The following is a 16,789-nucleotide window of genomic DNA, read 5'->3' as shown; positions in this document are numbered from 1 at the left end:
CATTCCGGTTGTACCGGAATCAATCTAACAACCAAGACTTTGAGCCGTATTGTTCCGAGTAAAACAATTCCAAGTACCTAACTCCTTGGAATCGCGACTGCAAAGCATCGCTCTGGCTTCTTCAGTCAATCCTTGTACTAAGCTAAAATCAGCACCAGCAATACTTTTTAATTGTTCTAAATTCGCTCCAGTCAAATCAGCAGCCCGTAAATCTGCGCCCTGCAATTCAACTCCAATTAACATGGCATTCCGTAAATAAGCACCAGTCAAAAAAGCATTTTGAAGATTAGCCCCGCTTAAAGCGGCTCCCTCTAAATTGGCTCCAGTTAAATCTGCTCCACTGAGATAAGCACCGCGCAGATTGCAGTAACTCAAATCCGCTCCTCGGAGATTGGCTGTATTCAAAAAAGCCCCGCTCAGACTAGCTTTCGGGCCAATAGCTTCGGATTTTTGGTAATTAAATCCTTCTGGCCACATAGTCTTGCTATCATATAATGCTAATTTAAATTTAGCTGCTTCTAAGTTGGCATCGGCTAGATTGCAACCTTGTAAATCAGCTCGAAAAAAATAACTTTCTTGTAAATTTGCTCCGCTTAAATTGGCGTCTCGGAGGTTAGCGCGCCGGAAGTCAACTCCCTGGAGATTGGCGCCTTGGAAATTGGTTTTGCTGAGGCCCGCGCCAATCAAGTTTGCTCCGCTCAAATCAATTCCAGATAAATCCATTTGGCTGAGGTTGATTCCTTGGAGGTTGGTTTGAGCTAGACTTTTGGTTTGCTCAAGAGCTTGTAAGACTTCTGTGAGAGTCAGGGGCTCGGAGAGGAAAAATGAGTGTTGACGAAGTGACATTATATTTTTTGAAGATTTATTGATGGAATTGCTCAAAGTTGTCCGGTGTCATTTATCCTAGAATTTGATTGATGAGCGATCGCCAGAAAGTTAATTTTCTTAACCAAAATCCGATCCGATTTCCCTCCCATCCCCCCAGACAAGGGGACTTGCTTGATTCCTCTCGCTAAGCTGACACAGAAATGCTGCTAACACCACCGATGACTATGATGGATTTCTTTCGCAAGAGTGAGGGCGTTTGGTTCACTCAGCGAACAGTCCATAATTTTGATACTGCTGCTGCTGATGAGTCGGGAGAATCCAATGTCATGATTGATGTCTTGTCAATTGATGATCCCAGAGTTTTAGAGGTTTGTCAACAGCAAAATGTAGATCCTGCTTTGGTTAGTGGGGGATGCAGTTTCATGTGGCAAGATAATTTGGATGATGCCATCCCTAACCAAAATTATGCTGCAATTCTGATCGATGTGCCGAATCCTAATAACCCGAAGATGGGTAAGTTTCTGCGAAATCGAGGCTACGTTGAAGGCATTCCGGTGATTGGTATTTACAATTTTGCTGATGATGGGGTATTGACTATTGAGACGGAATATGAGACAAATCAAGGACAGGAACGCTGTTGGTTTATTAACGATCATTTTCGAGTGCGGGTGATGACTGTTCAAATGAGCAATGGGGTTAAACAAATGGCATACTGTTCTGAGCGTCGTTGTATTTCTCCGTCTGTTTTAGAAGAGTTGTTGGAACACAATCGCTTGAGAGTTTCTGGGGCGGCTGCGGTGTCATGTTAAAGTCTCGGGAAAAAATGCTTTTTGATTTGTCATATTGCACTATTATCAATATTTTTTTAGGGCGGGCTCTTCGGCCCACCCCACAAGAACCTGGGCGGGCTCTTCGGCCCACCCCACAAGAACCTGGGCGGGCTCTTCGGCCCACCCCACAAGAAAATTAATTGGTTGTGGAACGGGCATCTTGCCCGTTCGTTCCTAAGAATCATGTATGAGCTGAGCTTAACTGGACTCGATCGCCTAAAATTTTTCACCTGTCATTAAACTATCAAAACTATGTCTGAAAACGAAGAATTGACAACATCTGAGCATGATAAATCTGCCGCAGATTTAAGTGAAGATTCAACACAGGTAGATGCTGAAGAATTGGTGGAAGTTATTGCCGAATTTGAGCGGTATCGGGAACGTTTGGTGAGTGAGACGATCGCCGCGGCACAAAAGGCTAAGCTGCCACAGAAAGCAGCTATGGCTAAAATTGAGCCGGAACTTGCTAAAATTGAGGCTGGACTAGAAAGTCTCCGCACTCAATTGGCGGCTATAACTACCAATAATTAGGTGACAATCATGGTCAATTCTAATGCTCAATTTCAGGATGCTTCAATTGTGTTAGCTCATGCAGAAACAGATGGTTTGCTTCAACAAGTTACTGAACAAATAGATTTAGATACTTTTGATGTTAATGATGCTGAGCTTTTGATGCGTCTGGTTGAATCTTTGGGAGATACGCGGGGGATGACTCGACTGCGTTGTGCGGAAACTCTGGCAGAAATTGGTGAAGCGGCGACTCCTTTTTTGTTGGAGGCTTTGGCGAATCATGCTAATCCGGTTGTGCGACGTGCGGCTGCTAAAACTCTGACTTTGATTGGCGATCCGACGGCGGTTCCTAATTTAATTCATGCTTTGTTGAACGATCGGGATACGGTGGTTAAGGGTTCGTCTATTGGGGCGCTGGCGAGGATTGGTGAACCTTCTGTGCAGGCTTTGTTGGATATTTTAGCATCTACTGATTTGCCTGAGAGTACGATCGGTCATGCGGCTTGGGCGTTGGCGTTTATTGGGGCGGGTGCGAAGGAGTATTTGTATCAGGCGATCGCCTCTGATTCTCCTGTGGTGCGTGGGGCGGTGGTTGGGGCGATCGCCAAAGTCGCCCAGGAAGAGCCCAAGCCGGAGTTATTTGAGATTTTGGTTAAGTCTCTGACGGATGTTGATGTTGACGTGCGTTGCGAGGCGGCTGCTGCTTTGGGAAATCTGGCATATAAGCCTGGAATCCCCAATCTGATTGAGTTATTGCATCATGGCGATGGGGAAAGTCGCAGGGCGGCGGCCTTGTCTTTGATGAAAGTGGGCGATCGAAGTGCGATCGAGCCGCTACAAGCTGCATTAGCAAAGGAATCGGAAGTGGCGATTCAAGGTGTGATTAAGTTGGCAATTTCTCAAATTAAGTAATTAAAAATATGACGGAATCTGGAACCGGGCGGATGTTGCTTTCTCATAATTTTGATATGCCAGAGGGTATTTTTAGACCCTTAAGTCGCGAAGATTTGACTCTGGTATTTGCTGAGGGTTTAAGTCAATATCCTCAGATCAAATGTCGTCAATTAAATCATCCGCATTGGATGGTAGAAGTTTTATTTTCTACTAATGAGTTTTCTCCTCCTCAAGTTGGGGGATTTTGCGCTGAAGCTTTGGTGGATCAGCGGATGAGTCAAGGAAAAGTTGATGATTTTTTTCCTGATATTTTGATTTTAGCGGGGTTGAAGAAGACTCCGCCCTTGAGTGACGATCCTGAAGCGCTGCAAACGGGAGAATGGGGGGTTGATGTGGTGGAAACTCCGTCGGCTGAGAGTTTCTTAATGGCGATGGGCTGGGAGGATAAAACGGCTGGGAAAAGTATTGAGGATGTTTTTAAGGTTGAAAGGAAAAAGGGCTAAATTTGTAGTGTATTGGCGGTTATCGCCTTTCAATTTATCGTGAAAAAAGGATGTAAAGCATCAGGTAAAAACAATATAGCAGCAAAATAAGTATTAATGGCAACCTAAAAAATAGGAAAGTAAATATGAGCGTAAGTAACTACTTAATTCCCGGCGAAACATTTAGTATTGGAAATCAATCCGATCTCTCCCAATCCTCTCTTTCCGACCAGGAAATCAACGAGAAATACAAGAGAGGTGAGATCAGAATAGTGACTGAGCAAGCTCGTTATCCCCTTGACAGCATACAAACTATGCTTGATAGCAAGCAGGGAGACAGTAAAAAATATATCTTAAATCCTGAGTACCAACGCAGAAAAAGGTGGAATAACACTCGCAAATCTCGTTTAATAGAATCATTTATAATGAATGTACCTATTCCTCCTATTTTTCTTTATGAAGTAGATTATTCTATTTATGAAGTAATGGACGGACAACAAAGGCTCACCACTATTTATGACTTTTATAAAGGGAGATTTGAATTAAAAGGATTAGAATATTGGCAGGAACTTAATGGAAAAAGATATGACGATTTACCTGAACAAGTTAGAAGAGGTATAGACAGGCGCTATTTATCATCTATCGTATTGTTAGAAGAAACAGCAAAAACCAGAGAGGAAGCCGAAAGTCTCAAGCGAATAGTTTTTGAAAGATTGAATAGTGGCGGTGAAAAACTAACACCACAAGAAACGAGAAATGCTTTACATAATGGCAAATTTAATCAACTGTGCATGAAGCTTGCCAAAAACGACCTCTTTCGTAAAATGTGGCAACTACCTTTAGAAAGCCAGGTAGAAGATTTACTACTTAAAAGCGAAGAAGAGCTAAAACAATCAGAATTTTCAGCTAGATTAGCATTGTATCGTAAAATGGAAGATGTTGAATTGGTTTTACGATTTTTTGCTTACAGACATTTATATAAATTAAAGTCCCCTATCGATAGTTTTTTAGATGATTATCTGAGACAAGCCAATAGCTGGTCGGATCAAGTTTTGAATGATCTTGAATCTGTATTTAACGAAACTATTGAGTTGGTTTACACAGTTTTTGGTGAGAGTGCGTTTTTACCTCCTTCAAGATTCCAAGAATCTAAGACACCGAGAAAGAGTGTTTACGATCCATTAATGCAGGTTTTTTCAAGAAATTTGACATCCAAAAATCGCATAATAGAAAATGCAAAAACTATCAAGAAAACAAGATATTCAAATGATAAATTGTTGGTTTCGCCAAGAAACAAGAGATATATTTTTGACGGAAGGTATAACGATAAAAACGATGTGGAAAATCGTATAGGATATTTTAATGAATTTCTACAAAGCTATATTTAATAAACTTGGGTAGAAATTTATGAATATAACATCATTGGAGAGATTTAAAGCAGAAGTAAATCAAATACGAGAATATTTGAAACACATTCAGTATGTAAGTGATGTGGTTGGGTATGCTATTTTAGAAGAGGATAATGAACAAATCAAGGCTTTGCTAAATAGGCTGAAAGAACATGATAGAAGTTTTAGAACAGATCAACGGATATTTGAATATAAAGCAGCTATTATTTCACTTTACGGGCTGTTGGAAAAATATGTTGAAATTTGGATTAAGGAATATCTTGATTCACTTTCCCGTTTAGTACCTGAGTACAATCAAATAGATAAAAAAATTATCAATAATCACTTTGAACTTTCTTTAAAACTAATAAATACCATGATAAGTAGAGAAAGTCCAAAATATCAACACCTTACCAAAGAGGAGGTTTTAAAAAAATTAAATACTTGTATTGTCAGCCCTACAAACTATCAAATCAATACAGAAGCATTTGTTTTGTTATCGGGAAACTTAAAACACAATAAAATTGTAGAATTATTTACACTTTTCAATATAGATTTGAACGGTGAGTTAATTAAGAATGAAAACCTAAATCAAGAAATTGGTTTAAGTTACGATCGAATTTCAAGGGCGGATAAGAATATTTTGTACAATAAAATTAATGATTTAGTTGAAAGAAGAAATCAAATGGCTCATGGTTCAGAAACATTGGATAGTTTAGATATCTCTGAATTAGAACCTTATATTCAATTTTTAGAAGTGTATTGTCAAGCTATTTTTGAAACATTATTTGAAAAAATTATCAAACAAGAATTAATACATACTTTTCAAAAAATAGAAAAAGTGGTAAAAATATTTAGTAGTAAAATCTTGGCGTTTGAAATCGAAAATTATACGATCAGAGTTGGGGATATGATGATAGTTGAAAATGCAGAAGGAAAATTATACAAAAAGCCTATTTTGCAAATTCAATTAGATAATATAATACATCAAGAACTTACAATTTCTGAAAAAACCAATATTTCTGTGCTTGTTGACCCTAAAATCAAAGATAATCAAACATTTTACATAGCAAAAAAATAATACCAGACAGCAACAACGCAGCCAATCTTTCATGCTTACCTCAGCGCGCCAATCGCCTACACATCCGAATCGATCGCACAAACCAAGCTAAACAGCCAGAGCCTTAATACTTTCTTGGATATCAGGAGCGATTTTTTGCCAACTCATAGCAATGTTAATATTCATATTGGTTTGAGCGATGTCTAACAACGCATCATCAATGGAGTACGTCTGAACTTCGCGCAACCAAATTAAAATTTCTGCTAAATGCCAAATAGAATCCGTACCTTCATAAACAGGAATCGGAGATTTTGAGTCGCTTTTTATGAGGAGATTTCTGATGTTCTGTTGAGTGTAACCCAGAATTTTAGCTGCATCCGTCAAACCAACAAAATCTGGTGATGCTTCAATTAGAGTGGCGGCTGGAACAACTCTTTTAACATCATTAATTGCACTAGAAATAGCTTGATAAGCCGATGATGCCTCACGGATAAAATTTAGTGCAACATATCCTTTATTTCCAACTCCAATCAAGGCATCATCACAGCCACCTGCATATAGTCTCTCAATAAAATCATCAGGATCGGCTTGGGAATCTTCCAGATTAAACTTCAAAGTAAAGTCATACTCGTTCATTTTTTATTCCTTCTCTGGGGAAGGCTCATTCACATTTTTATGCTTTGTGCAGTTATCCACTACTCGACGAATTTGTTTCCCATGATTCCCTGAATTTTTTGGGGTACTCCAAATACTAGATATACAAAAAATCCCACTTCTACACTCTTTATCGTTGTAGGGGCAGTAGATTTTTCCCCAAGCATGAGAACCACCAACATCAACGCGCCATCCATTTTCTTCAGCGTATCTCAACGCATCCTCAACTTCTGGCTTTGGGTGAGTTTTTCTGACCATCACAATTTTTGTTTACATACAAATTAGCTTTTAAATAGTTAAGATATTAGGGATATTAATTGATTGCTTCCGCGTTAAACAAAGATAGCACAATTCTCACTAATTGTCATTTTCCGGTTTTGGCGATCGCCCTTTCCTCCTTGATACTCAACAACGCAGCCAATCTGTCATGCTTACCTCAGCGCGCCAATCGCCAACACATGGCGATCACACAAACAAACCAAGCCGTCACAGCCAAAGCCTTAATACTTCATCACCCCAATAAAAACCTAACTATTCTGCACGCTTATAATTCATCACCAAATCCAACCGAGATAAAGAACTTGTCGCCGATTCCCGCACGTAGGCATCCACGGCTTCATCATTGGCAAATCTGGTGAGAACTTCTACACAACGAGGATCGCCCACAGAAGCAAGCGCATTGACAATCGCCACCTGTACCGCCACATTATCCGTTGTATTCAGCGATTCTACCAAAATTTCAAATGCAGAGGAACCCATCTGCCCCAAGGCCATCACGGCTGCAATATGCACCACAGGATTATCATCATCGATCGCCTTTTTCAATCCCTGCAAACCCACTTCCGAGAAAGGCAACTCTGGATAATTAATCGCAATTTGCGCCAATACCTTCGCCGCACTCCCTCGCACAGTCACATTCTCACTGTTTAACATGGCGTCAACCACGGGTGGTATGGCATCCTCACCGATCGCACCCAAAGCCTTCACAGCCGCCCGACGATAGACGACATCTTCGTCATCTAAAATGCCCACCAGTCGAGAGATGGTATTTTCATCGCGGGAATCGGCAATTTCATACATTGCCCGATCGCGCATATGAGGATTCGGGTGTTTTAGTTGTTCAAACAAAGCATCTGTTGTCATAATTTTTAAAGAATGAAGAATGAAGAATGAAGAATGAAGAAGGCTTTAATTAAGATAATTAGGATTTTACTGAATTATGAGCTTCTATTTTAGCTTGCACTAACCAATCTCGATTGGTCGTATCGGCTTGATAACCACTGATATCGCCTAGTTTTTCCAGGGCAATTAATGTAGCATACTGCAAATCCCAGATTTTTGTTTCCAAACAGGCTTGCAATTTTGGAATAGCACGCTCTTCTCCGAGTTCCCCTAGGGCGATCGCAGCCGCTGCACGGGATTTTTGAAACTGGGGCTGGGGGTTATTCAAAGCTTCCAATAACAAATCGTAGGCTGGAGAGTGTTTGAGCCAACCAAACAATTTTACTACATGAAAATGCGCTCCATAGTCATTATTTGCTTCTTCAGCAAAGGTGGCAAAAAGTGCAGCGGGTGCATCCTCTGAGTAATTTTCCAGAATCATTTTGCTGGCTAAATAGCAACGCCCAAAATCTGTTTCGTATAATTCGTGAATCAGAAATGGTAAATCTGGTAATTTTTCATAACTGTGGACTAAATCCAAATCACCTGGTTTATCTCGTAAGGTTTGCTCTAAGTAAGGTTGAATGGTGGCAAAGCTAAGGGATTTGTCAGCGATTCCGGCTGCTGCTAACATCCGAATTCCCCTCAGCCGAAAGACTAAAGATACGGGACATCGGGCAATATTGGGAATTGCATCGTAGTAACGGGCATCAATCAAATCCTGAATAGATAATCTGCGCCCTAGGACATTTTTGTGTTGTAGCATGGCGACAACTTGTCCCATTTTAGAAAAGTCTCTGGTTAGGCGACAAATTGCGGCGATCGCAGCACTAGCAGTGGGTGGATCAACATCATCAACAAATTTGCGAATTCTTTCTAAACCTGGCTGATAATCCAATTTAGTCAGGGTGTGGATAATTACCCGGTAGGTTTGTCCTGGTTTGTCCAGTAGTTGAGCAACTTCTTCTAAAATATCGCAGTCTTGAGTGCCTATTTCGCCGATCGCCCAAACAGCATTTTCCACGGTGTAGCAGTCATCATCGCTCAAACAGGTGCGAATCACCGGCAATGCTTGGACAGCTTGGAGTCTTCCCAAAGTTTCCACCGACTTGCGGCGCACAATGCGGTTGTCTAGGGCTGGATCGGTTTGTTGTACTGCTCGCATCAGTGCTGCGATCGATCGATCTGTGGCAAAATTTATCAAATGGGAAGCGGCTATGTAGCGGGAATCCTCTTCGCCAATTTCAGCTTGCGGCGTATCTAAAATGGCGATCGCCTGGTCTTCTGTTAAATTAAAAAAACTAAAAAAGCGTTTATCCATAGAGTGGGGAGGGGGAGATGGGGAGAAGAGGAGAGGGGGACGGGGAGAAGAGGAGAGTGAGCTACCGATGCCCGATGCCCGATGCCCGATGCCCGATGCCCGATAGAAATTAGGATATGTCTATTTAAACAAAATAACAAGCCCAGGAATTCTTTACCCTTACTTCACCGAAATCGGTAAAGCAACGAGCCAAGAGTTCCTAGACTTGTCGGGGTAAAAACTACCCAGTCACGACATTACAAACCTGTCAATTAATTAGGACAGGGAGTTGATGGCGTAGTCAAGAAGAGCATTGTACTCAGTCAAAGCTTGAGCAGACATATCGCGAGGAGTGCAACCGCGGTTACGAGCAAAGCTTAATGCTTCAACGTAAGGAGCAGTAGGCAAGCTCAAAGCGCGATAGACTTCGCGTTGACCAGCAATACCCCATTCATCAAGAGGGCCTGTGCCGCCAACTACCAAGCAGTATTGGATCAAGCGCAAGTAGTGCTTGATGTCACGATGGCATTTTGCTTTGAAAGTATCGGTGGAGTTAGCTTGACCGGCTTCGTTCAAGTAAGGATACTTTTTGATGCAAGCATCATAAGCTTCTTTAGCAACTGCATCCAGGTTGTTGCCTAATTTTTCTGCGGCTTCTAAACGAGCAGCAGAGCGTTGGATAGAACCTTGAACTGATTCTAAATCTGAGGTGCTAGGGAAGCGTCCTGCTGCATCAGCAGAAGCAATCGCGGTGGTGAGAACTGATTTCATTTCCTAAATCTCCTAAACTGATTTTGACTGTGAGCGTAGTTTCTATTTGGCTGAGCGAATTGCGATTAGCAATAAACTAGCTCAGGGCAGAAATGATGCGATCGAAGTAGCTGGAAGCTTCAGCAACCAAGCTAGCGCAACGATCTTCAACTACGATTGTTCCCATTTTCCGCAACTTAGCACCAGCAAATTTTTCGCTGGGGTTGTCTTGGATGTGAGCAGCGGCTTGAGCCTTCATGATTTGAACAGCACGCACGGTGGAGGTGGTGGGCACGCCCAAAGCTGCGTAGGTTTCTTTCAAGCCATTCAAGCAACGGTCATCAAGAACGGAAGCATCACCAGCCAAAATAGCGTAGGTGACATAGCGCAAAATGATTTCTGCATCGCGCAAGCAAGCAGCCATGCGACGGTTAGGGTAGCAGTTGCCACCGGCTTGAATCAAGCCTTGGTTTTCGCAGATCATACCGGCAACAGCGTCAGAAACCATGCAGCTAGCGTTGCTGGCGATCGCGTTGACAGCATCCAAGCGTCGGTTGCCGCTGGCAACGAAAGCTCTGAGGGCAGCAATATCACCAACGGTGGAGGTGCTGGCATCGGCTGAAACTACAGCTCTTGAAAAAGCGTCAAGCATTGAGTTCTCCTTAACTTAGACGAAAAATTATTTCTTATCTTTAGTTGGTCAACTTGGTGACTAACTTGATGTTTTTGAATATATCTCTGGGGTGATTCCTTCGTCTCATTCCTGAGAAACAAAGTAACAATTTGTTACTTTTGTCGCTAAAACTACATTTTCCTTTTCAAGAACAGGCAAGATGCCTGTTCCACAAAACATCAAGTTGCTTGTGGGGTGGGCAAAAGAGCCCGCCCTTGAAAAATTTGTGGGCAATGGTGCAAGATGTGATTTAAACTCACATCCTGAGCTGACAAGCTATGTTAAGTGTATCGAGCAGACCCTATGCCGGCGAAAGCGATTTAAATGCGATCGCGCATTTAATGAATACTTGCGAAGAAGTCGATCGGCTCGATGAAGGCACTTCCATCTCGGAATTAAGACAAAAATTTAGCGAACCTTCCCGATATTTAGCGCGCGATATCTGCCTTTGGGAAGATGCGGGCGGAAAATTAATCGGTTTTGCTTTGTTGTCGATTGCGGAAACTGGAGAGCCGATCGACGGTTGGCTGTGGTTTCGCGTCGATCCCGATGCGCGCTGCGGGGATGTGGAAGCGGCGGCAGTGGTTTGGGGCGAAACGCGAATGCGCGAGGTGGGATCATTGCGGGGTGCGCCAGTGAAGCTGCGATCCTGGGTTAACGCGGTAGATGCCGATCGCATTTCTGTGCTGGAAAGTTGCGGTTTTAGGGTCGATCGCTATTTTTGCCGCATGGCGCGATCGCTTTCTGAACCGATCGCAGAACCCCAATGCCCAGAAGGTTTTACGCTGCGTCTATTCCCCGGCGAACAGGATTCGGAAGCTTGGGTAGAAATGTTCAACCAATCGTTTATCGACCACTGGAATCACCACGATTTAACAGTCGAGAAATTCAAATACGATTTAGCCCAACCCAGTTACAGAAAGGATTTAGACTTAATTGCTGTTGCTGCTGACGGGACTTTTGCAGCTTTTTGCTACGGCGAAATTAGCCCGGAAGAGTGCGATCGCACTGGACGAAACGAAGGCTGGATTATGTCTCTGGGCACCCGGCGCGGCTTCCGCAAAATTGGCTTGGGACGAGCTATGTTGCTGGCTGGTTTGCATCGGCTGAAAGCTGCCGGTGTCGAGACTGCTATTATCGGTGTCGATACTGAAAATCCCTGGGGTGCGATGGGGCTTTACGAGTCTGTTGGTTTCCACAATATCCGCGATAGCATTTCCTATGTTAAGGATGTTTGAGCTATTTGGGTGCAGGGTTGAAGAAACCCGGTTTCTTGGTGTATGCCTCGTCGCCAAACAATATTGCTCGTAGAAACCCGGTTTCTGGGCCCGATTGCACAGTTGGCGATCGCACTTCAACTCAAAAAACCAGGTTTTTTAGTGCATTTACGAGTTATAACACAATATTTTCCTCAAAAACCCCGTTTCTACAACCTCTGTAAGTTTTATCTAAAAAACTTTTCCTACCCCCTTGACACCTTTGTAGTATAGTTGTAGTATAAGAGTATGGAAAGCGCAGGAGAGCCAAAAACCTGTATTTTCCGTACCAAATCTGAACCTTGACAACTAAATAGCGATCGAGATTTCAAGGAACATCAAATTTGAAAGTCTTGCAATACAGACTTGATTGTCATGTTGTTACTTTTCACGAGACTGTTCAGTTACAGACTGACTCGATCTGAGTCAGATATTGTACCAAGTCAACCGAATTTCAACGAATTTCAGGCGGATGCAGAACAGAACAATTGCGATCGAGTGCGATCGGCAAACAAGACTGAGGAAATCCGCCATATCCAACAAGCTTACCATTTAGAACGGCGTTTGTTTATGTAAAAATTGTCGTATTAGCGCAGATGCTAACCCTGGCAATTTTTACCGACTAACGCCCTGACTAAACAGCAGATAAGCTACTAATCCAAAATCCAAAATATCAAATATAAAATCGCTTAAGGAGGTAACAGTTATGGTTCACATTCGTTTTGAAGGACGTTCCTATGATGTGGCAGAAAACCAACTGGGTATCACGGCAGGAATGAGCGACAAGGCAATTGGGGAACGTCTAGCAAATCATTTTGATGTCAAGAGCGATCGCTTCGAGTCTTACGTGCTGGATCGTCGTCCCAGCGGTGATTTAATTGTCCGCCCAGAAGCCGTTTACGGCTAAGAATTAACTTTTATTCCGCGCCCTAATTCGAGAAGCCTACACACATTAAGAATCTAGCTCTGAAAAGATTGCGGGTTCAAGTCCCGCTAAAGGCTTCGGCTTTTATGGTGAAATGGTAAACACGCTAGAAATTGTCAACAGCTTTTCAAACTTGCGCGGTATAAAAAATCATCAGTTGTCGGAGGCGCACCCTAACTAAAGAAGCTTACAAACTGGTAAAGTTCGACTTAAACTCGAATTGTAGGTTCGATTCCTACCCTCCGCCTTTTGCGGAGGGGTTTAAAAAATAGCTTCTCTGACTTGTGCGCATTCTCTTATACCTGAACTTTTTAGATCGATAAAGCGGTTGAAAGTTCCACTTCGTGCCCTAACAAAAGAAGCTTACATACTAGCTCTTGGTAGAGCATTTCTATTTAAAGAAAAGGTCGCGGGTTCAACTCCTGCATATGTGCAAACGGCTTTCTTAACTTGCGCGATGTGACTTTTACTGGTCTAATATTTTGATTTTAATTCTGTTTTTTGTTGCATCAGGTAAGAGACGCAATTGGTCGTCTTTGCCAGAATATCCGCTCTTTGATTTTCAGTTCTGCGCCCCAATATGTGAAGCGCATACACACAATTTAACCGATTAGTCACAGGTTCAAATCCTGTCAGTCCCGTTTAAGGGGCTGTAGCTCAGGGGTAGAGCAATCGGACTGTCAAAACGCTTTTCTAACTTGCGCGGAACCTCTATTTTTTTAAGAACTGAAGTCCTTAATACAAACGAAATTACTTCAGTCTTAACTGCGATCGACATTAATTTTATCACTTCGCGCCCTAACTGATGAAGCTTACACACTTTCCTAACTATAAGGGCCCTAAGGTACCGATATTCGAGCGATCGAATTAGGGAAGCATTCCGAGTCTCTAGTTCTAGATGAGGTTTGCGTGTCCACTGCTAGGTAAAACTGGTAAGAACGGCTGTGCTTACAGCTTTATTAACTTGTGCGAAGTGTTTTAAATTTTAACATTTTTGGAGTATTAGTCGGCGGTTGAAACCGATTATATACATACGAAGTCCGCCTCCGCGGACTAAGAAATTGATTGGGTATTAGCTATGAACAACAAACTTGCAATTTACCGATCGCCCTACGAGATAGATACCCTCCTCCACGCCTTCCAAGAATGCAGCCTGCCGCGCAGTCAATGGACGCACGAAGCCCATTTAACCGTTGCTTTATGGTATTTTCTGTTTGGCGAATCGGAATCAGAGGCGATCGATGCGATTCGCAATGGCATCAAACGTTACAACGCTGTGAATGGCATTGAAAGCACGCCAAACAGCGGGTATCACGAAACGCTAACGCTGTTTTGGGCACAAACTGTGCGCGAGTATCTGGCGGCTGAAAGTCGGAATCGCTCGATCGTACATTTGGCTAACGGTTTGATTGTCGAATATGCCGATCGCACTTTACCATTTCACCACTACACCCGCGAGCACCTGATGTCCTCGGAAGCCCGGAATAATTGGGTTGAACCGGATTTAAGGGCGATCGAAATCCCAGAATTTTCCCTGAAATAGTTTTAAAATAGCAGTTGTTGCCGCGCCCCAATCCGAAGAGCTTACATACAACCCTTCCAGGTTCTAAAAACAAAGCTCCTCAAACTTGCGCGGCGACTATTATATTTATTGCCAAGCGTGCAACAACTGCCATTAGCAGATTTTTGGATATTCCTAATAATTGAAAATCCAAAATCGCAAATCCAAAATTACAACTGGAGGCAGCACCAATGAATACAGCAGAGCGCGATTTACGTTTAGAAATGCTCAACAGTCTGCTGACAACACCTCACCGTCAACTGGAAAAGGTGACAGAAATTCACAAGTTAATTATCGAATTAGACCCGATTTTTTACGGTCATTTAGCAGTGTGGTATCAGCGTCACGGCGACGTGCGCGATCACAAGGAAGTTTTTGCCGGAAATTTGCTGACTTCGGCGCTGACAGAGCACCGAGATGCCGGGTTTATGATGTTGCAAGAGTTCCCGCCCTACGAGGTTTCGCGGATTGTGGACTTTATGAAGCAGCACCAAAATAAGGTTCCGCGCAGCGCGCGCACTGCTGTCACTCGCTATCTGCGATCGCGCGAAAAGAATGCTCAGTTTTTCGATCGCGCCGCCCTACGCAACCGCAAGGCTATGAAGCACTTGTACGCCACTCTGCACGTCAAGCCGAGCGATCGAGCTAATGCTATTCTGTTTAAGGACAATCCGCCGGAAGACTCGCTGGCATTCGTGTTAAAGCAGTTAGCGAAGGCGGCGACACCTGCGGAACAAGCGAATTTGATTGTTGAGTACAAGATTCCGTATACGATCGCAGTTGGTGCGATCAAACAGCTAACGCCAACGGTTTTGGCCGCGCTGATTAACTCGATGTCGCCGCAGGAAGTGATCAACAACCTCAAATCAATTCAGTCTCGCGGCGCGATGGATCACCCGGAAGTCAAGCAGTTGATTGATTCCAAGCTGGATGAAGCCGCCAAGTGCGATCGAGTTTCTGCTTACAAAGCTAGTGTGGCGGGCGCGGGCGCGAACTTTGACGCAGCCACAACGGCGAAGCTGGAAGCGGTGACAAACCAACAGGTAAAGAAGCGCGGCAAGATTGTCAAAGCCACCGGTTTGTTGATTGACAAGTCGGGAAGTATGGAAAGTGCGATCGAAGTTGGGAAGCGTCTAGCTGCTTTGATATCGGGCATTTCCGAGGCTGCACTGTTCGTTTATGCCTTTGACACGATGCCGTATCCAGTGCAAGCAAACGGCAGCGAATTGACCGATTGGGAGCGCGCATTCCAGCACATTAACGCAGGCAGCGGCACTAGCTGCGGTTGCGCGGTGGAAGCAATGCGGATTAAGAAGCAAGTGGTTGAGCAGTTCATTATGGTAACAGATGAAGGCGAAAATTCTGCACCTTATTTTGCTGATGCTTATCAGAATTACTGCCGCAGTTTGGGGGTAATTCCTGATGTGGTGATTGTGCGAGTTGGCGCTTACTGCGATTATGTTGAGAACCAATTGAAGGACAAGCAAGTGTCAGTGGAAACGTTTACCTTTGCGGGTGATTATTACTCGCTGCCGAACTTAGTGCCGATGTTGTCTCGTCCTTCGCGGCTGGAGTTGTTGATGGAAATTCTGGATATGGCTTTGCCGGTCAGGGATGACAAGTGATAGAATGGGATTGCCCGTCAGTTATGCTGGTGAGCAATCCTCATATTTTTTATTCTGGTATGTCAACTGAGGTTACATCCGCTGAGGCTCAAGAAAATTTTGATTTACTTTGCGATCGTGCTGTTGAAACTGGGGAATTAATTGTGATAACCAGACATAACGGCAAAAATGCAGTTTTGATTTCTAAGGCAGAATTAGAAAGTTTGCTAGAAACGCTTTACTTGTTGCGTTCTCCTGCTAATTCAACTCGCTTGTTAACGGCACTGAAACGAGCTAAATTAAGAGTCACTCAACCTCAGACGCTTGATGAAATTTGTATAAAATTTGGGCTTGATGAAGATGCCGATGGACTCGATCCGTCAGACCAAGTTATGCTAGAGGGAATGCGTCAACATCATCGACATTTGGCAGAAACAGAATCGCAGAATTTTCGGAGTGCAGTGTGAGTTCGCCAGTGTTCGCGATATAATTCCAATCTAACCGTATTTGATATTACTCCCAAACATCTCCCTCAGTATCCTGAAGCGGCAACTTTTTGCCTATCGTCAATTCTTCTCTAGTTTGCTCGATAATTTCCAGTAATTCTGGATTGGCGATGGATGAAACTAACTGAAAATCCGCAGCAGCCAAAGCAGCGCGCAACTTCGGCGAAGTGAGTGTAGGATATTTCTCTAACACCTGTTGTTCCGTCCATCCCGCCGCAAACAGCCCCAGCAAGAATTCTACTGACAATCGAGTTTCTGGCGGTGCGGGTTGACTTGTTGCAGTTTTTGGGTTGGGATGAATGAGCTTTCGCCAGTCCATTGTTTTACTTAAACGATTTGGGAAGATTCCACTGATCATACTACATTTGGACACAGTATAAATACGTGGATCGTTGATTGACTCTGTA

At 43.3% G+C, this 16,789-nt stretch carries 20 protein-coding genes and 2 tRNA genes; 14 read left to right on the top strand and 8 right to left on the bottom strand.

Annotated elements, in window-relative coordinates:
* Positions 1 to 24 precede the first annotated feature (24 nt).
* Positions 25 to 846, bottom strand: coding sequence for a pentapeptide repeat-containing protein (locus tag QUB66_RS18745; RefSeq protein ID WP_332969177.1), 822 nt, complete (start codon positions 844 to 846; stop codon positions 25 to 27).
* A 182-nt stretch (positions 847 to 1,028) separates the two neighbouring features.
* On the opposite strand from QUB66_RS18745, the gene QUB66_RS18740 reads away from it, so the two are divergent.
* The 6 genes from QUB66_RS18740 (at position 1,029) to QUB66_RS18715 (ending at position 6,013) form a co-directional block, all read left to right on the top strand.
* Positions 1,029 to 1,637: a phycobiliprotein lyase gene (locus QUB66_RS18740; protein WP_265234053.1), complete on the top strand. Its 609-nt coding sequence runs from the start codon at positions 1,029 to 1,031 to the stop codon at positions 1,635 to 1,637.
* Positions 1,638 to 1,910: 273 nt separating this feature from the next.
* Positions 1,911 to 2,189 carry a hypothetical protein gene (locus QUB66_RS18735; protein ID WP_332969175.1) on the top strand — a complete coding sequence of 93 codons (279 nt, stop codon included), beginning with the start codon at positions 1,911 to 1,913 and terminating at the stop codon, positions 2,187 to 2,189.
* Between the two features lie 9 nt (positions 2,190 to 2,198).
* Positions 2,199 to 3,080 (top strand): HEAT repeat domain-containing protein, encoded by an 882-nt coding sequence (locus QUB66_RS18730; RefSeq protein ID WP_332969173.1) that lies wholly within the window; start codon positions 2,199 to 2,201, stop codon positions 3,078 to 3,080.
* An 8-nt stretch (positions 3,081 to 3,088) separates the two neighbouring features.
* The gene (locus tag QUB66_RS18725; RefSeq protein ID WP_332969172.1) at positions 3,089 to 3,565 is read left to right on the top strand and encodes a DUF2656 domain-containing protein; all 477 of its coding nucleotides are present in this window, start codon (positions 3,089 to 3,091) and stop codon (positions 3,563 to 3,565) included.
* Positions 3,566 to 3,690: 125 nt separating this feature from the next.
* The gene (locus tag QUB66_RS18720) at positions 3,691 to 4,932 is read left to right on the top strand and encodes a DUF262 domain-containing protein (RefSeq protein ID WP_332969170.1); all 1,242 of its coding nucleotides are present in this window, start codon (positions 3,691 to 3,693) and stop codon (positions 4,930 to 4,932) included.
* 19 nt (positions 4,933 to 4,951) lie between these two features.
* Positions 4,952 to 6,013, top strand: a complete 1,062-nt coding sequence (locus tag QUB66_RS18715; RefSeq protein ID WP_332969168.1) for an MAE_28990/MAE_18760 family HEPN-like nuclease — start codon at positions 4,952 to 4,954, stop codon at positions 6,011 to 6,013.
* Positions 6,014 to 6,100: 87 nt separating this feature from the next.
* Here the strand turns inward: QUB66_RS18715 and QUB66_RS18710 are convergent, their stop codons facing one another.
* The 6 genes from QUB66_RS18710 to cpeB all read right to left on the bottom strand — a co-directional run bounded on the left by QUB66_RS18710 (position 6,101) and on the right by cpeB (position 10,509).
* Positions 6,101 to 6,628, bottom strand: coding sequence for a DNA-binding protein (locus QUB66_RS18710; protein ID WP_332969166.1), 528 nt, complete (start codon positions 6,626 to 6,628; stop codon positions 6,101 to 6,103).
* A 3-nt stretch (positions 6,629 to 6,631) separates the two neighbouring features.
* Positions 6,632 to 6,904, bottom strand: a complete 273-nt coding sequence (locus QUB66_RS18705) for a hypothetical protein (RefSeq protein WP_332969164.1) — start codon at positions 6,902 to 6,904, stop codon at positions 6,632 to 6,634.
* Positions 6,905 to 7,177: 273 nt separating this feature from the next.
* A complete protein-coding gene (locus tag QUB66_RS18700) occupies positions 7,178 to 7,789 on the bottom strand; it encodes a HEAT repeat domain-containing protein (RefSeq protein ID WP_332969163.1) in 612 nt (203 codons plus the stop codon).
* A gap of 58 nt (positions 7,790 to 7,847) precedes the next feature.
* Entirely contained in the window at positions 7,848 to 9,128 is a 1,281-nt protein-coding gene (locus tag QUB66_RS18695) for a HEAT repeat domain-containing protein (RefSeq protein WP_265234060.1), read from the bottom strand.
* A gap of 255 nt (positions 9,129 to 9,383) precedes the next feature.
* Positions 9,384 to 9,878, bottom strand: a complete 495-nt coding sequence (locus tag QUB66_RS18690; RefSeq protein ID WP_265234061.1) for a bleomycin hydrolase — start codon at positions 9,876 to 9,878, stop codon at positions 9,384 to 9,386.
* Positions 9,879 to 9,954: 76 nt separating this feature from the next.
* Positions 9,955 to 10,509, bottom strand: a complete 555-nt coding sequence (cpeB, locus tag QUB66_RS18685) for a C-phycoerythrin subunit beta (protein ID WP_265234062.1) — start codon at positions 10,507 to 10,509, stop codon at positions 9,955 to 9,957.
* Positions 10,510 to 10,808: 299 nt separating this feature from the next.
* Between cpeB and QUB66_RS18680 the strand changes: the two genes are divergently transcribed.
* The 8 genes from QUB66_RS18680 (at position 10,809) to QUB66_RS18645 (ending at position 16,343) form a co-directional block, all read left to right on the top strand.
* A complete protein-coding gene (locus tag QUB66_RS18680; RefSeq protein WP_332969162.1) occupies positions 10,809 to 11,768 on the top strand; it encodes a GNAT family N-acetyltransferase in 960 nt (319 codons plus the stop codon).
* Positions 11,769 to 12,161: 393 nt separating this feature from the next.
* Positions 12,162 to 12,362 carry a radical SAM protein gene (locus QUB66_RS18675; protein WP_265234064.1) on the top strand — a complete coding sequence of 67 codons (201 nt, stop codon included), beginning with the start codon at positions 12,162 to 12,164 and terminating at the stop codon, positions 12,360 to 12,362.
* 130 nt (positions 12,363 to 12,492) lie between these two features.
* Positions 12,493 to 12,693, top strand: a complete 201-nt coding sequence (locus QUB66_RS18670) for a hypothetical protein (RefSeq protein WP_265234065.1) — start codon at positions 12,493 to 12,495, stop codon at positions 12,691 to 12,693.
* Positions 12,694 to 12,870: 177 nt separating this feature from the next.
* Positions 12,871 to 12,959, top strand: a tRNA-Leu gene (locus QUB66_RS18665).
* 117 nt (positions 12,960 to 13,076) lie between these two features.
* Positions 13,077 to 13,146: transfer RNA gene (locus tag QUB66_RS18660), tRNA-OTHER, on the top strand.
* A 643-nt stretch (positions 13,147 to 13,789) separates the two neighbouring features.
* Positions 13,790 to 14,254 carry a hypothetical protein gene (locus QUB66_RS18655; RefSeq protein WP_265234066.1) on the top strand — a complete coding sequence of 155 codons (465 nt, stop codon included), beginning with the start codon at positions 13,790 to 13,792 and terminating at the stop codon, positions 14,252 to 14,254.
* A gap of 209 nt (positions 14,255 to 14,463) precedes the next feature.
* The gene (locus QUB66_RS18650; protein WP_332969160.1) at positions 14,464 to 15,897 is read left to right on the top strand and encodes a hypothetical protein; all 1,434 of its coding nucleotides are present in this window, start codon (positions 14,464 to 14,466) and stop codon (positions 15,895 to 15,897) included.
* 59 nt (positions 15,898 to 15,956) lie between these two features.
* Positions 15,957 to 16,343 (top strand): type II toxin-antitoxin system Phd/YefM family antitoxin, encoded by a 387-nt coding sequence (locus QUB66_RS18645; RefSeq protein WP_332969159.1) that lies wholly within the window; start codon positions 15,957 to 15,959, stop codon positions 16,341 to 16,343.
* A gap of 46 nt (positions 16,344 to 16,389) precedes the next feature.
* On the opposite strand, the gene QUB66_RS18640 is transcribed toward QUB66_RS18645, so the two are convergent.
* Positions 16,390 to 16,701: a DUF433 domain-containing protein gene (locus QUB66_RS18640; RefSeq protein ID WP_265234069.1), complete on the bottom strand. Its 312-nt coding sequence runs from the start codon at positions 16,699 to 16,701 to the stop codon at positions 16,390 to 16,392.
* Positions 16,702 to 16,789 lie beyond the last annotated feature (88 nt).

Source organism: Microcoleus sp. A2-C3, assembly GCF_036706065.1.
GTDB lineage: Bacteria > Cyanobacteriota > Cyanobacteriia > Cyanobacteriales > Microcoleaceae > Microcoleus.
The sequence above is the reverse complement of the archived record's forward strand: the minus strand, read 5'-3'. Positions and strand labels throughout refer to the sequence as shown.

Excerpts from the sequence above, each read along its gene's own strand:
- QUB66_RS18715 (WP_332969168.1), top strand. The coding sequence starts at position 4,952 with ATGAATATAACATCATTGGAGAGATTTAAAGCAGAAGTAAATCAAATA.
- QUB66_RS18675 (WP_265234064.1), top strand. The coding sequence starts at position 12,162 with ATGTTGTTACTTTTCACGAGACTGTTCAGTTACAGACTGACTCGATCT.
- QUB66_RS18680 (WP_332969162.1), top strand. The coding sequence starts at position 10,809 with ATGTTAAGTGTATCGAGCAGACCCTATGCCGGCGAAAGCGATTTAAAT.
- QUB66_RS18690 (WP_265234061.1), bottom strand. The coding sequence starts at position 9,878 with ATGAAATCAGTTCTCACCACCGCGATTGCTTCTGCTGATGCAGCAGGA.
- QUB66_RS18650 (WP_332969160.1), top strand. The coding sequence starts at position 14,464 with ATGAATACAGCAGAGCGCGATTTACGTTTAGAAATGCTCAACAGTCTG.
- QUB66_RS18740 (WP_265234053.1), top strand. The coding sequence starts at position 1,029 with ATGCTGCTAACACCACCGATGACTATGATGGATTTCTTTCGCAAGAGT.
- QUB66_RS18640 (WP_265234069.1), bottom strand. The coding sequence starts at position 16,701 with ATGGACTGGCGAAAGCTCATTCATCCCAACCCAAAAACTGCAACAAGT.
- QUB66_RS18745 (WP_332969177.1), bottom strand. The coding sequence starts at position 846 with ATGTCACTTCGTCAACACTCATTTTTCCTCTCCGAGCCCCTGACTCTC.
- QUB66_RS18720 (WP_332969170.1), top strand. The coding sequence starts at position 3,691 with ATGAGCGTAAGTAACTACTTAATTCCCGGCGAAACATTTAGTATTGGA.
- QUB66_RS18695 (WP_265234060.1), bottom strand. The coding sequence starts at position 9,128 with ATGGATAAACGCTTTTTTAGTTTTTTTAATTTAACAGAAGACCAGGCG.
- cpeB (WP_265234062.1), bottom strand. The coding sequence starts at position 10,509 with ATGCTTGACGCTTTTTCAAGAGCTGTAGTTTCAGCCGATGCCAGCACC.
- QUB66_RS18700 (WP_332969163.1), bottom strand. The coding sequence starts at position 7,789 with ATGACAACAGATGCTTTGTTTGAACAACTAAAACACCCGAATCCTCAT.
- QUB66_RS18655 (WP_265234066.1), top strand. The coding sequence starts at position 13,790 with ATGAACAACAAACTTGCAATTTACCGATCGCCCTACGAGATAGATACC.
- QUB66_RS18645 (WP_332969159.1), top strand. The coding sequence starts at position 15,957 with ATGTCAACTGAGGTTACATCCGCTGAGGCTCAAGAAAATTTTGATTTA.
- QUB66_RS18725 (WP_332969172.1), top strand. The coding sequence starts at position 3,089 with ATGACGGAATCTGGAACCGGGCGGATGTTGCTTTCTCATAATTTTGAT.
- QUB66_RS18735 (WP_332969175.1), top strand. The coding sequence starts at position 1,911 with ATGTCTGAAAACGAAGAATTGACAACATCTGAGCATGATAAATCTGCC.
- QUB66_RS18710 (WP_332969166.1), bottom strand. The coding sequence starts at position 6,628 with ATGAACGAGTATGACTTTACTTTGAAGTTTAATCTGGAAGATTCCCAA.
- QUB66_RS18730 (WP_332969173.1), top strand. The coding sequence starts at position 2,199 with ATGGTCAATTCTAATGCTCAATTTCAGGATGCTTCAATTGTGTTAGCT.
- QUB66_RS18705 (WP_332969164.1), bottom strand. The coding sequence starts at position 6,904 with ATGGTCAGAAAAACTCACCCAAAGCCAGAAGTTGAGGATGCGTTGAGA.
- QUB66_RS18670 (WP_265234065.1), top strand. The coding sequence starts at position 12,493 with ATGGTTCACATTCGTTTTGAAGGACGTTCCTATGATGTGGCAGAAAAC.